Origin of the sequence: Coleofasciculus sp. C1-SOL-03, assembly GCF_040220555.1 — a bacterium.
Classification (GTDB): domain Bacteria; phylum Cyanobacteriota; class Cyanobacteriia; order Cyanobacteriales; family Coleofasciculaceae; genus Coleofasciculus.
This window is the reverse complement of the sequence record NZ_JAVJUO010000155.1, coordinates 37548-50841: the sequence shown is the minus strand read 5'-3', so window position 1 is coordinate 50841 and position 13294 is coordinate 37548. Positions and strand designations below refer to the sequence as shown.

General features: G+C 45.5%; 14 protein-coding genes and 2 pseudogenes. 1 reads left to right on the top strand and 15 read right to left on the bottom strand.

What is annotated here, in order from left to right; translation table 11 throughout:
- Positions 1-193 precede the first annotated feature (193 nt).
- The 9 genes and pseudogenes from RIE73_RS25130 to RIE73_RS25090 form a co-directional block, all read right to left on the bottom strand.
- A complete protein-coding gene (locus RIE73_RS25130; RefSeq protein ID WP_446403775.1) occupies positions 194-865 on the bottom strand; it encodes a Na(+)/H(+) antiporter subunit B in 672 nt (223 codons plus the stop codon).
- On the bottom strand, positions 865-1470 hold the full coding sequence (locus tag RIE73_RS25125; protein WP_446403774.1) for a DUF4040 domain-containing protein: 606 nt from the start codon (positions 1468-1470) through the stop codon (positions 865-867). Before RIE73_RS25125 ends, RIE73_RS25130 begins: the two co-directional genes overlap by 1 nt.
- Positions 1463-1747 carry a monovalent cation/H(+) antiporter subunit G gene (locus tag RIE73_RS25120; RefSeq protein ID WP_446386262.1) on the bottom strand — a complete coding sequence of 95 codons (285 nt, stop codon included), beginning with the start codon at positions 1745-1747 and terminating at the stop codon, positions 1463-1465. Before RIE73_RS25120 ends, RIE73_RS25125 begins: the two co-directional genes overlap by 8 nt.
- Complete coding sequence (locus RIE73_RS25115) at positions 1731-2012, bottom strand: hypothetical protein (RefSeq protein WP_446403773.1); 282 nt, start codon at positions 2010-2012, stop codon at positions 1731-1733. The genes RIE73_RS25120 and RIE73_RS25115 overlap by 17 nt, the downstream gene beginning before the upstream one ends.
- Positions 2009-2398: a cation:proton antiporter gene (locus tag RIE73_RS25110; RefSeq protein WP_446403772.1), complete on the bottom strand. Its 390-nt coding sequence runs from the start codon at positions 2396-2398 to the stop codon at positions 2009-2011. The genes RIE73_RS25115 and RIE73_RS25110 overlap by 4 nt, the downstream gene beginning before the upstream one ends.
- A gap of 92 nt (positions 2399-2490) precedes the next feature.
- Positions 2491-3924, bottom strand: a complete 1434-nt coding sequence (locus RIE73_RS25105; protein ID WP_446403771.1) for a cation:proton antiporter — start codon at positions 3922-3924, stop codon at positions 2491-2493.
- Positions 3921-4283, bottom strand: coding sequence for a cation:proton antiporter subunit C (locus RIE73_RS25100; RefSeq protein WP_446403770.1), 363 nt, complete (start codon positions 4281-4283; stop codon positions 3921-3923). Before RIE73_RS25100 ends, RIE73_RS25105 begins: the two co-directional genes overlap by 4 nt.
- 309 nt (positions 4284-4592) lie before the next feature.
- Positions 4593-4999: pseudogene (locus RIE73_RS25095) on the bottom strand (four helix bundle protein).
- A gap of 101 nt (positions 5000-5100) precedes the next feature.
- A complete protein-coding gene (locus RIE73_RS25090; protein WP_446403769.1) occupies positions 5101-6540 on the bottom strand; it encodes a cation:proton antiporter in 1440 nt (479 codons plus the stop codon).
- Positions 6541-6965: 425 nt separating this feature from the next.
- Here RIE73_RS25090 and RIE73_RS25085 point away from each other — a divergent pair, with 425 nt between their 5' ends.
- Positions 6966-8075 (top strand): AAA family ATPase, encoded by a 1110-nt coding sequence (locus RIE73_RS25085; protein ID WP_446403768.1) that lies wholly within the window; start codon positions 6966-6968, stop codon positions 8073-8075.
- A gap of 154 nt (positions 8076-8229) precedes the next feature.
- On the opposite strand, the pseudogene RIE73_RS25080 reads toward RIE73_RS25085, so the two are convergent.
- The 6 genes and pseudogenes from RIE73_RS25080 to RIE73_RS25055 form a co-directional block, all read right to left on the bottom strand.
- Positions 8230-8517: pseudogene (locus RIE73_RS25080) on the bottom strand (type II toxin-antitoxin system RelE family toxin); the annotation flags it as partial.
- Positions 8510-8764, bottom strand: coding sequence for a hypothetical protein (locus tag RIE73_RS25075; RefSeq protein ID WP_446403767.1), 255 nt, complete (start codon positions 8762-8764; stop codon positions 8510-8512). The pseudogene RIE73_RS25080 and the gene RIE73_RS25075, both read right to left, overlap by 8 nt.
- Positions 8765-9166: 402 nt before the next feature.
- Positions 9167-9820, bottom strand: coding sequence for a restriction endonuclease subunit R (locus RIE73_RS25070; RefSeq protein WP_446403766.1), 654 nt, complete (start codon positions 9818-9820; stop codon positions 9167-9169).
- Between the two features lie 91 nt (positions 9821-9911).
- Positions 9912-10841, bottom strand: a complete 930-nt coding sequence (locus tag RIE73_RS25065) for a hypothetical protein (protein WP_446403765.1) — start codon at positions 10839-10841, stop codon at positions 9912-9914.
- A 17-nt stretch (positions 10842-10858) separates the two neighbouring features.
- Positions 10859-12166 carry a DEAD/DEAH box helicase family protein gene (locus RIE73_RS25060; protein WP_446403764.1) on the bottom strand — a complete coding sequence of 436 codons (1308 nt, stop codon included), beginning with the start codon at positions 12164-12166 and terminating at the stop codon, positions 10859-10861.
- A 110-nt stretch (positions 12167-12276) separates the two neighbouring features.
- Complete coding sequence (locus tag RIE73_RS25055) at positions 12277-13272, bottom strand: DnaJ C-terminal domain-containing protein (protein ID WP_446403763.1); 996 nt, start codon at positions 13270-13272, stop codon at positions 12277-12279.
- Positions 13273-13294: the final 22 nt, after the last annotated feature.

Sequence of the window (13294 nt, the reverse complement as noted above, 5' to 3'; positions counted from 1 at the left end):
CGTTCCCTGTTATATCAAATCCGGTTAAACAACCTCACTAAAAATGGCTGAAATCCTCATTCTGACGTGATTGCATTTGTGTTCAATCAACAGGATTCGATATTAACAGTTAACTGTTAACTGTTAACTGTTCACTGTTCACTGTTCACTGTTCCCTAATCTCAACCTTTAATTTTTGTCCAAAGTCCAATGATCACAATAATCCCCGATAATGAACAAACACTAAAATAGCCGCCCACGAACCCAAGGCGACTTTGACGGCGACTAGGATATTGAGTAGAGGGATAATCCCGCCACTGAGGAGTTTGCCTAACTCTCCATGGGGTAACTCGATTCCAACCAGAGTGATGGCGGCTAGGACAATGAAAACCAGCACCGAAACCTTCTCCCATCTAGAGGCGTGCCAGCGCTTATAGATCCCCTGCATCCACTCCGTTGATGAAGTAATCGCCACCAAACCGATCGCGGTTCCTCCAGCTACCCCAGCCGCAAATCCACCACCAGGGCTAAGATGTCCCCGAATCGCCAATTCGATACCCACCAAAGCGGAAATGGTTGCTCCCAAACGCGCCAGAATGATCGAGGGTTGATCGCTAAATTGATAGACGGTGCAGAATGGCTTCTCATCCGCCAGCAGAAACCGCACACCCATAATCGCGATCGTAAATACCACTACTTCAAAGATCGTGTCATACAACCGATTCCGGAAAATGATACCCGAAACCACATTGGACACGCCACTGTCTTCGACAACGGCTTCAACGATAGAAATATCCGACAAATCCGGTGCCGAATTGGGCATATTGCGCGTGATCAGGAATATGACGTACAGCGCTACCCCGGCTGCAATGTAAACCCATTTCATTAGTGTCCCTCTCCTGAATCTGGTGTATTGATATAGGTTAAATGTGTCGCGGGTGACGACAGTTCGGTTCGCATGATGTCATAGAGACGTTGCACCCGAGTCGCGGTGTGATAAGATGGCGTCTCAGACTCCGGTACTGTCGGGTCTTGAGGCTCTAGTTCGGTTTCGTGCGATCGCGTACAGGTGGCATGAATTTCTTTCTCCATCAGCGCCCGATGCAACGCCTGCTGATCCGTGTACGGGACTAACTCGACACGCATATAATGCTTGCCAAAAATGCCGCGTAAATCATCCATCAGTTCCCCAAAATGCTGCTCAACTTCTTCCGTAGTCGGCACTTTATCGCCACTTTCTTCAAGTACACCCAGACGCATCGTTAAAGATGAACGCACCGCCACGGCATACAGCGTAATCGCCAGCATGGTACCAACTAAAGCTTCGGTCAACGCCACATCTGCCGCGCCTAACACGGCATAAACCAATGCCGCTACCGCTCCCAAGATACCCCGAATCACCAAAGCATGGTAAGGATTCACCTGAAAGATCAACATACAAGAAGCCAAAGGCAGCAGCGCAATAATCACATAGATATCACTTTCATTCATAGTCAACCTCTTTCCCACTACTTGAACAGTACGCCAACACATACCCCAGCACCGTATTCCAAATCGCCAAGGAGATGATGGCGAGAATCAGTAGGGGCCACTCACTGGGTATTTTTAGCAACAATCCGACGATAATACTCATTGAGCCAAGAGTATCTGCCACCGAAAGAGTATGGAGTTTAAATAATACCGATCGGTGACCAATCAACGGAAAAGTTCCCCAAAACCAGAAGACAATTCCTAACCCAATACAGATATAACTAAGCACGTTGATCATAATAGGACTCTTCTGCTAAATCACTCATGCGTTTCAGGATATGTGCCAACAACATTAATCCGGCATTTCCCACACTCAGAATAATCACCCCGACGACTCCGATCATCCAGTCATCCCGTAAGACAGAGACAACCAGAATCATGATTGAGGTTTTAGTCGCAATACTGGCAAATGCCAACATTTTTTGCCAAATATCATCATCCTGCCATGCCTCATACATGGGGATTAGCAACGCCAACAGCATAGTAATTAAAATCAAATTCATGTTCGTTTTCTCCGGCTAATTCGGTGGACTTCATAAGACCCTTCCTCGTGGTATTTTAAAACAATTGTTTTGGGTGTAAACGTAATTAAAAATATATCGAGGAAAACCAGTCCAGGTGTGCGCTGGGGTTTGACTCGTTCCAGAATTACATCTTCATATTTATGAGGACGGAACATAATTTCAAATGCCTCAAAATACGCCTGGGGAATCGCCACAAGTACCTCCCCCAGCACCCGCAACCAATCCTTTAATGATTCCGGAGTTTTGGGACGTCCCGGCAAGAGAAGGGCAATGGCGATGCCAATGATGATATTTGGTACACTCAGACTAGCGGTGAGCAAAAACCAGATGGTTAATCGCAATATCAAATTCAGATGTCCAATCATTTTTCGTCATTTGTCCTTTGTCATTTGTCACTGCGGAATAGCTAGAATAGAATTGATCACATAAATTTTTCTACTTATATCGTCATTAAAATTCAAGCGAATACCATCCCAAACAACAGCAGCAACATTAAACTCATCAGCCCAATCAGATGATCGAATTGCTCAAGCATACGAGGGAGTTTGATGGCAAGTCGTTTGAAAATCAAAAAATATGCCAACCATCCAAGTGCGATGGTGACTAGGGGTTTCACGATATTCTTAACCGTATACGCCTCGTAATACACAGCATTTGCTAAAATTAAACCCCCGATTAATAGGAGCATGGCTAACCAGAAACCGGGCTTGACATTTCCTTCTCCTTGTGTATTGTGAGGCAGAAAAATGAATTTAGCAAAGGATATTGCCGTTCCCAACGCTGCAATATTCATGCCAATCACTTGCCAGGGCAAAAGATTTTTCATCGTCAAAACCTTCGCCCCAAAACCAGACAATAGGGGAAAGCCGGAGATAGAGAAACTAGCGATGACTAGGGCAATCCAAATTGGGGTATTAATCGGCTTATGGTGCAGTTCTTTGAGGTTACGGCTGGGTAAGGTTCCCGCAATTAGGAACAGCGCTGATTTGACTAACCCGTGGGTTAGCCCATAAAAACCACCGACTTCGGGTGCTGCTAGGACAAAGCCTAACTGCGAAATCGTGTGAAATGCCAACATTCGCTTGGTATCTTTCTCAAAGACGGCATAACCGACTCCCAGCACCGCTGTGCCCACGCCGAAGAATCTGACAATGGGATCAATCTCTGGCATCATTAAAGCAAAGCGCATCAGGGGAAACACGCCGGCTTTTACCACAACCCCTGATAGCAATGCTGACACGGGTGTCTCGGATTCCGAGTGGGTCAACGGTAACCATAATCCCGATACAAAAATACCCCCCTTACTCAACAGTCCCAGAAAAATCAAGGCAATTGCCTCGATGGGTGCATTGCTTAACCCCGCATAAGCAAAGGAATAATTCGCCTGATACACCAACACCGCACCCATCAGATAAAACAGCATTGCTACGTTGCTGATCAACAGATAGCGCAACGCCACCCAAATCGAACGATTGGTTCGGGGATAGGCAATTAACAGAAATGCGGCAATACCAATGACCTCTAACGCCACGTATAAGCTGATGAAATCGGCGCAGATAAAGGCGGCATTAACACAGCCATGTAAAATAATCATCTGTGTATAAAAAAAAGCCGTCTTATTGGTGTGCCAACAATAGAGGATAACAGCGGTTGTGACTAGGGCATTGGTGAATATAAAAAAACCGCTCAATTGGTCAGCGATTAAGGTGACGCCGAAACTATCCAATAATTGCAGGGTTAATGGCGATTTAGCCACAAATAACTGCAACGCATATCCAGCCGAAACCAGGGCGACGCCCAGTGCGAGATAGCGGTCAAGTTTAGGGAACAGATAAATGCTGAACCCCACAAATAGCGGTAGTGCGATCGAGACAATTGTCAATGTACTCATGGGGTATTGTGCTTCTCAATCTCGCTGCTTTCTAACGTCGGATGATCCCGTGCTAGCTTCATCACACCGACTAGCATCAGAGCTTGAATCGAAAAGCCGATCACAATCGCGGTTAAGATCACCGCTTGGGGAACTGGATCAGAGTAAGTGCCATTTTCGACGTGGGAAATAATCCCATTTTCGACGGAAATAATCGGTGTGAACAAGGCTTCACCTTTGCGTGATGCGATCAGCACGTAAAAGGCAATAACCCCCGTACTCATCACATCCATGGAGATGATCTTCATCACCAGGTTTTTTTTCAGGATGATGCCGAAAAATCCGCACAGGATGGTGGCAAATATGCAGGCTTCTAACACGGGTATGCTGTCCTGGAAAAAGGTGCTAAAACATATATAGCACGTTTTAATAGTGCTAACCAAGACGGACACTATTGGAAAGTGTCAATGCCAACCATAGACTTATACCACAGCAAAGGATTGGTTTGAGCAGGGGAAGCTGGGGGAGCAGGGGAAGCTGGGGGAGCTGGGGAAGCTGGGGGAGCAGGGGAAGCTGGGGGAGCTGGGGAAGCTGGGGGAGCAGGGGAAGCTGGGGAAGCTGGGGGAGATGGGGAAGATGAGGAAGCTGGGGGAGCTGGGGGAGCTGGGGGAGATGGGGAAGATGAGGAGTTATTTGGATTTGTTAATAATCCAATGATGGGAATTGTTAATTAAATGTACTAAACCACTGAGAACTTGATTATAAGTCCCATAGAGTTCTCTTCCTTGTTCTAAATCTAAATACTGACATTTGACAGCAAACTTTATCCAGACTTGAGTTTCAGCCGATTCAGCTTCACTATCATTCAATTTGGCAATAAAAGCCGCCTCATAGCGACGTTTCCTCCATGCTTCTGCCAGATTAGCACAAACAGAACGTGAAGAACGACGAATCTGATCAGTTAATGAATAGCGTTCTTCTACAGGAAACCGTTTAGAAAGTTCAAAGATTTTCATTGCCACGTCATAACCATTTGATACACAGCTAAATCTTCATGACTTTTAACCAGTTCTTTCCTTTTTTTCCGTTCTTCCATATTGACCCTATCTCCTCATTTTCCAGACGCACCATGGCACATCTCCCCTATCTCCCCTATCTCCCCTGTCTCCCTCATCTCCCTCATCTCCCCCATCTCCCTCATGCCAATACCATCTTGAATAGAAGAATCAACGCTAGACTCATCACTCCCATGAATCCGATCAGATGTTCCAATTGCTCAAGCATACGGGGAAGTTTGAGTACCACTCGTTGAAAAATCAAAAAATATGCCAACCAGCCAACGGCGATGATTGCCAGGTTTTTGGTGATATTTGCTAGGGTGTATCCCTCTAAATAGATCCCGCTTGCGGCAATCAGCGCACCGAGCAGTAGTAGGATTGGAGTCCAGAAACTGGCTCGCACAGGCTTCCCTTTCCCATGGGGCAGAAGGATGAATTTGGCATACACCATTGCGGTTCCCACCGCCCCTAAGTTCATGACAATCTCTTGCCAAGGTAGGACGTTTTTCAACGTCAAAACCTTCGCGCCAAAGCCGACGAATAAGGGAAAGCCCGAAATTGAGAGGCTAGCCATGACTAGGGCAATCCAGAGTCCAGTATGCATGGGCTGCTCTTTAAGTTCCTTAAAGTTTCGGCTGGGTAAGTTACCCGCGATCAGGAACAGCGTTGATTTCGCCAATCCATGGGCTAGGGCAAAAAAACCGCCAACTTCTGGTGCTGCGAGTATCCAGCCTAATTGGGAAATGGTGCTAGATGCTAGCGTGCGCTTGGTATCTTTTTCAAAGAGGGCAAATCCAACTCCTAGCAGCGCGGTACCCACGCCGAAGATCCTGACAATCGGATCGATCGCCTCCACCATCAACGCAAAGCGCACCAGGGGAAACACGCCCGTTTTCACCACCACCCCCGATAGCAGTGCGGATACCGGGGTTTCGGATTCCGAGTGGGTCAAAGGTAACCACAATCCCGATACAAAGATACCCCCTTTACTCAGCAGTCCCAGAACGATCAGGGCAATTGCCTCAATGGGCGCATTACTCAACCCCTCATAAGCAAAGGAATAATTCGCCTGATACACCAACACCGCACCCACCAGATAAAACAGCATTGCCACGTTGCCGACAAACATATAACGTAAAGCCACCCAAATCGAGCGATTGGTGCGGGAATAGGCAATTAACAGAAATGCCGCAATACTAATTACTTCTAACGACACGTATAAGCTGATGAAATCGGCACAGATAAACGCGGCATTGACACTGCCATGTAAAATAATCGTTTGTGTATAAAAGAAAGCTGTCTTATTGGTGTGCCAACAATAGAGAATAACGGCGGTTGCGACTAGGGCATTGGTTAATATAAAAAAACCGCTCAGTTGGTCAGTGATTAAGGTGACGCCGAAATTATCCAATAATTGCAGGGTTAACGGCGCTTTAGCTACAAATAATAACTGCAACGCATATCCAGCCGAAACCAGGGCGACGCCCAGTGCCAGATATCGGTCAAGTTTGGGGAACAGATAAATGCTGAACCCCACAAACATCGGTAGTGCGATCCAGGCAATCGTCAATGTACTCATGGGGTCTTTTATTTCTCAATCTCGCTGCTTTCTAAGATCTGATGATGCCGTGTTAGCTTCATCACCCGCTTTTTTTCAGGATGATGCCGCAAAATCGCACAGGATTGTGGCGAATAAGCAGGCTGCTAACACGGGTATGCTTTCCGGTGAAAAGGTGCTAAAACATTTATAGCACGTTTTAATAGTGCTAACCAAGACTGACACTATTGAAAAGTGTCAATATCAACGATAGACTCATACCACACCAACGGGTTGGTTTGAGCAGAGGACGACATGATAAAACATGCAATAGCCGGATTAAAGAACCGATTCGTGGCAAGTCAATACTTAACCTCAGCCCTGAATTGCCGCATACCGTTGGCGGCTGAAGGACTGAAGGTGTACCGCCGGAACCTGTCTACTCTTGCGATCAGGACACTAAAACCGTGACCATTTTGGATGTATCAACACCGTTTCAATTGGTTGGACGGCAAGCGCAATTCCAACGAATCACCCAGGTTTTAGCCCATGAGGGCAATCTGTTGATTGTAGGAGTACCGGGAAGCGGACGGCGGACTCTGGTACGACGGGCGGCTGGGGAAGTTGGCGTGAAAATTCTGGAAGTTGACTGTATCCGGGTGACTGATGGTCAGCGCTTTGTGCAACTGCTGTGCGAGAGCATCAATCAGACGTTTCTCAGTGCAACGGCTCACACTTTAATGCAAGAGTGGATTGAACACAAGGCGGCTGAATTATTTGTCCTCAACGATAACCGACGAGGTAGAGCGCAGCTAAAACCAATTCGGGCAAAGAGTCAAGAGCAGCAATGGAAAGCATTTGAGGGATTACTGGAACTCCTACAAGAATTAACCGAATCTACAGGTGAACGGGTGGTGCTGATTTTGGAAAGCTTCCCCCACATTCGCTCTTGGGATCGCCATGGGGTGTGGGAAAATTTTTTGAAGCAAGAGATCGAGCGTCAGACTCAGGTGAGTTATGTATTGGTAGCAACGATCGCAGAAATTAGCATTCATCCTGATGAACCGGGGAATAGTTTAGAAATCGTGCAGCTAGCCCCCTTAGCCGATGATGTGGTGGCGGCTTGGGCGCAGGAGGTTCTGTATCGGGAAGGGCTAACCTTCGATCCGCGATCGCAAGCTTTGGAACTGTTTGTCAATGCAGTGCAGGGACATTTAGGCGATGCTTCCGCACTGGTACGACGCCTCCAGTCGGTGCGAGTGGCTGACGGATTAATTCGCGATCGCCACATCCAGCAGGCAATTCAAGAGCTATTATCTGACCTATCCATGGTTTTCGAGTCATTACTGATGCTGCTTCCGGCGAATCAGGCGCATCTGTTGGAGTCTCTAGCGTTAGATCCGACTGACAAGCCCCAAAGTCGCGATTATATTCACAAACATTACCTATCCAGAGGCGGGAGTCTCCAAGGCGCGATCGCCGGATTACAACACAAAGGCTTGATTTATGGCTCCGAGCAAAATTATCGACTAGCTCTCCCTCTGTTGGCATTGTGGCTACGCCAACGTTTGAGTTGATTTCAAATTTAGCGCCATGCCCTCAGAATAGAATTGGAGGGGCTATACAAACCAAGTCCGCAAGGTAAGGACTGACAAAAAAGGTTGGAAACCCACGTAGGTGGGTTTTGTTTGTGTAGCCGCGATTTCTAATCGCCAAGTGCAAGATATCAGTAGACTTAGCGTAAATGAGTAGTAGCAAGACACATTGCGGTGACACTAACTGATAAATCAAGCGATACCCACCACTTTTGCCAGCGGGAATATCACTATTCTTTGCCCGCACCTTGAAAACAACATAGTTTGTCCCAGCAATCTGAGCGCCAACAAAATTTCCAGCCTGAAGCTCATCAATTATGGGTTGAATATCCTTACGAATCTGACGATAACGCTTGGAGAGGGATTTCAGCCGACGCTTAAACGGCAACGTAAATCGAACCTCAACAGCCGAATTTTCAGACATCAATTTCATCCCATAATTCAGAGATAGGTAACGTTTGCCCTGCTTTCACATGACGAAGGGAATCCTTCAAATCTGCTAGAATTTGCTCATTAGGTTCTGCTTCATCAATTTGTCCAAGCTCATCGGCACAAGCCTGCAACGATTTTAGAAGCTCTTCCCAAACATTCAGAGGAACTAATACGCCCGTTGTTTCACCATGAGCGTTGGTGACATATTGCACCAGCTCACGAACCTCCGCAATCGTCATTTCACTATCCTCACCGCTACACATAAATAATAGCAATCTGGTTTTCCTGTGTGGTACAACTAAAAAACTCCCATACCTGGAGACAGACCCCTCCCTGACCCTCCCCTTACCAAGGGGAGGGAATAACGGAACATAACTTGAAAGCCTGTTCTTTGAGTTCTTGTAACGACATGGGAATGACTCCAGCTTTCTACAGATGCCAGTCATTATATAATATAGCGATTTCCAGTCTGATGCGGTACTTCGGTAAGGGCGCAAGCCTAGATTCCCTACATTCAGGTGTACGGGTTTTGTTGATCAATTATCGGCTCTTAAGGGCGGGTTTTGTTGTTCAGTTATCGGCTTTTAAGTTAGATTTAGTCCCTAAACCCGCCCCTACAATTAGTTACACCGACTGACGCTCTAGCCAACTTGCTGCCCTTGCCAATCTTCACTCAGCACCAACTCCCTCAAATGCTTCAAAATTCCCACAACTCGATACAGATCATTCTCCTGTCGCAATAATGTAAATAATTCTGATAAGCCATAACTCGGTGTCTCCTGCTTGAGCAGCTTTACGAAGAGAAAATGATTGCCATTCGTCAACAATCCAAACAGGGGAAGGGAGTTAGTCGGACTTGCCATCATGTAAAGCAAAGCTTGGGGTAAAGCTGTGAGTACGTCTGCTTGTTTGGGTTTGGTTTCAATTGTGGCAACCCAAAGATTACGATAAAGTACCAGCAAATCGACTCGTCCTCGAATCACCTCATCTTCATCTTCAAATGCAATTTCTACCTGCTTTTCAGCCGCAGGAACAAAAGGCGCACGACACAACCCGGCTATTGACAAAACCGGAGCTAACACGGCAATTTTGACAATTTCTTCGTGCAGTGGATACTCAGCAAGGCTGAGAAAATCTGCCTTAGCCTGATCAAGCCAATGCTGTTCATAGGCTGTCAAGTCTGATGATAAGCCTTGCCATTCTGGGAAAAACTGAGAGTCTTGAATCTGTTGCAGACCAAATTTCTGTTTGATCTCATGCAGACTTAGACGGCTTGCCTGAATAACTTCAACCATAGATCCTTTAGATGCGTGGTGGTATCATAGCCTTTATCCTATAGTAAATTAATGTTTGTGTCGAAGAATTAATCCACCTCACAGACTAATCTTATTTATCAAACGGCACAAGATACTGTTCAATCAATGAATTAGGTTTCAGCATAGAATTAGACAACAATTGCTCACAGCGAATAATGAGTTCCTTGTCCGAGATAACCGCTTCACATAATTCAATTAATAGGCTTCGACTATCTGTGATTAGTTCGTTAAGCTTCTCAAATGTTAATACTTTGGAGTCATCCGTCACTGTAGCTGTTGTAGTAGCGGTATTTGGATGAACAGAAACAAGAACAGAAGAATAATTGGGATAATTTTTGTTAAACCAAGCTCCTGCATTTAGTAGTTGACCATGTTCCTTCTTTGTTAATGCATTGCCTTGCTGCTTGCGGCTCTTAGCTTCAATCACTAGACCAAGACGATCATCTAGTAACCAGAGTACATCTGGTCCTTTACTATAAAGGTTATCTGGGCGTTCTGTACAGAAGCCAAGTATAGAGCCTAAGTCGGCGAGGGCTTGTTCAAACAGATTGGAAGATGCTTCCGGAACTAAATGTGAAACTACTTTATCAAAATAGGTAGCATAGCCTCGACGAGGATCGTATTCGATAAGCTTACTTACAATTGCATTAGCTTGCTGACCTGGCAGTGTAAGCGGGATGTATGGTAGAGTGGTTTTCGGACGTAACAAACTTGAATTATCAGCATAGGCATACTGCTGCAATTCTTGAGCTAAGTCAAAATCACCCCAATAATGAGCAATGCGTGCTGAAAATTGTTTCAGCCAACCTCTACTATTCTTCTCTATCTCTATCTCTTTTTCTTGCTGACAAGCCTTGTCTAGCTTTGCAATTGCCTTTTCAAAATAACCGTCACGCAAAAGTTTAAACGCCTTACGTTCTACAGCAGCATGACTCAGTGAAGTATGATGTGCTTGAGCCGTTTCAGCTAGATCAGCCAATCTTTCAGCATGATATTCCATCCAATCTTTGTCTCGATTCAAGCACAACATAATAGTCTCTCGAAACTCTTTTTCATCGGTAATACTTCTGCTAGTTTCTTCTCCAATATTCCGTCATATCGATTAGCAAATGTCACTGGACCCCTTAACTCTCCGTCTTGAAGTTTTTTGACGAGTTCAGTCACCTTCTGAGTTGAGTTGGCTAGTTCTGCAACATCTTTCCAGGCTTGGGCAGATGAATCAGACGGTACAAGAATTACTGTCCCTACATTATTGTCTTCAGCTATCGACTTAGCTAAACCACGAAGAGTTTTTGGAATATCATCCTTTTTGGGAAACTGCATCCATTCTGGAACAAGAATCATACGTTCACTGACGCCAGCCAGTGAGTCTGACGTAATGGGTTTAGCAATTGAATCTTGCTGGGCATCAAAAGTACGCACGATAGCACTGTCATCACTAATGGTTGCAGACATAAAGATACGTCGAGGACAATCTGCAAATGTTGGAATCATATCCACTAATGGGAAAATAGGCGTAATCACAAATGCTCTGCTGCTTATTAGACAGTGACAGTAATCAAATGCATGGCGAATAAATGGCCAAACAAAGAGAAAATTATCTTGTTTACTACGCAAATAGTCACGTACTTGATTCGATTTAACCTGCCAATTCCAATAAGGAATTTCCAGAATACTATTGCGTTCTTTCCCACTTACAATATCATCGAAAGTACCCACTTTTCCAAGTTCTTGGAAATCGCCACGAAACAGATTGGTTAGGTGATCATAATCGTTAGAGTAATTTTTTCTATCAATGCTGAGGGTGAAAGAATCACGTACTGTTGAAAAAGCAACATGAGCATCGTCTAGGATTATAGCTACTGCCTTTATAATTTCTTTAGGACTGCCCCTAACTCCAAACTTGCTAAGACCATTAAAAACAGCGTTGTATGTACAAATTAGGACACTTCTGCCTGCCAGGAAATCCTCTGATAAATCAGCATTTTTTTGATAGGCTACTGCTGGGATTCTATAGTCTTGAGCTTTAGTCAAAGCTTGTTCAACAAGTTGATTTGTTGATGCTAAGTAAATAACTGGCTCATGGTGTTCGTTGAGGAGTGATTTGGCAATAAGCAAGCCGACGAGGGTTTTGCCACCTCCAGTAGGTAACTTAATAACGAGATCGCGTTCATTTCGACGCTTAAACCATTCTTCGAGAACTTGGGTTTGACTTCCATATAAACCCGAAATATTGGGTGGTTTTGGTGTGCGTTCAAAGATGTCAATTGGGTTTATAACGTTAGCTTGAGCTTTAGATTCACGTAACTTTTTAAAATCTACCATAGTTATGACCGCCTCTTCTATAGATTCTATTAAGCATATCTTAGGTTTTTTGCTTCACGAGCGCCTCATTTAAAGACGCGATCGCTCTCCCTTCATCTTCTACCTTTCCCTCAAATCGGCAAATCCCGCCGAGGATTAAACCGTTCAATTTCTAACAATTTCTGATACAATTCCCGCGCTTGGGGACTTGGCGTTTTCGGCACGACAATTTGGATTTCAACTAACTGATCGCCCCGTTCTCCCTCTATCGGATACCCCTTATTCGCAAGGCGTAATCGTTGACCAGATTGCACCCCCGCCGGAATATTCATTTTCACCCGCCCATCCAGAGTTGGTACGTCTACAGGCGTTCCTAATACCGCTTCGGCTGCTGTCACGGGTAACTGGCAAATAATATCTGACCCTCTCAGCTTGAAGAACGGATGCGGCGAAACCGTAATAATTAAAAATAAATCCCCACCCGCGATTCCCTGACCCTTGAGGCGCACTCGCTGATTTGTGACCATATTTCCGGGTAATTCAACTTCTAAGGATCGACCATCTTCGAGGCGGATTCGCTCAATTCCCCCGGTATAGGCTTTTTCTAATGGCAATGTTAATCGCGCCTCTACATTTTTCGGCTGGGCGCTGGAATTAACTCGATAAGCGGTTCTGCGGGTTCCAGGACGAAACGAATCTGAGGACTCAACTCGCCCCCCTGTCCGTTCCGTTCCCATACCAGGACGAGGCGGACGGCGTCCTAGCAGTTGTTCAACGAAGCTGTTAAAGTCACCAAACTCACTATAGTCCACTTCTTGGCTAGAAGTACGCCCCCGACCATTACGGGAGAAGGCGGTTCTGACTGGACTGGTTTTCGCCGCCTTACGGGTAAATCCTTTCTTCTTAAAGAAGTTGCCAACCTGATCATACTGCGATCGCCTGCTGGGATCAGATAGGACTTCATGGGCTTCGTTAATATCCTTAAATCGTTCCTCAGCCACCTTATCCCCTGGATTTACATCCGGGTGATATTTACGGGCGAGTCGTCGAAATGCCTTTTTTATCTCATCACTGGATGCATCGGGGGAAACTCCTAAAATCTCGTAATAATTCCGAAAGTTTTGCATTGTCAGTCATTTGTCATTTGTC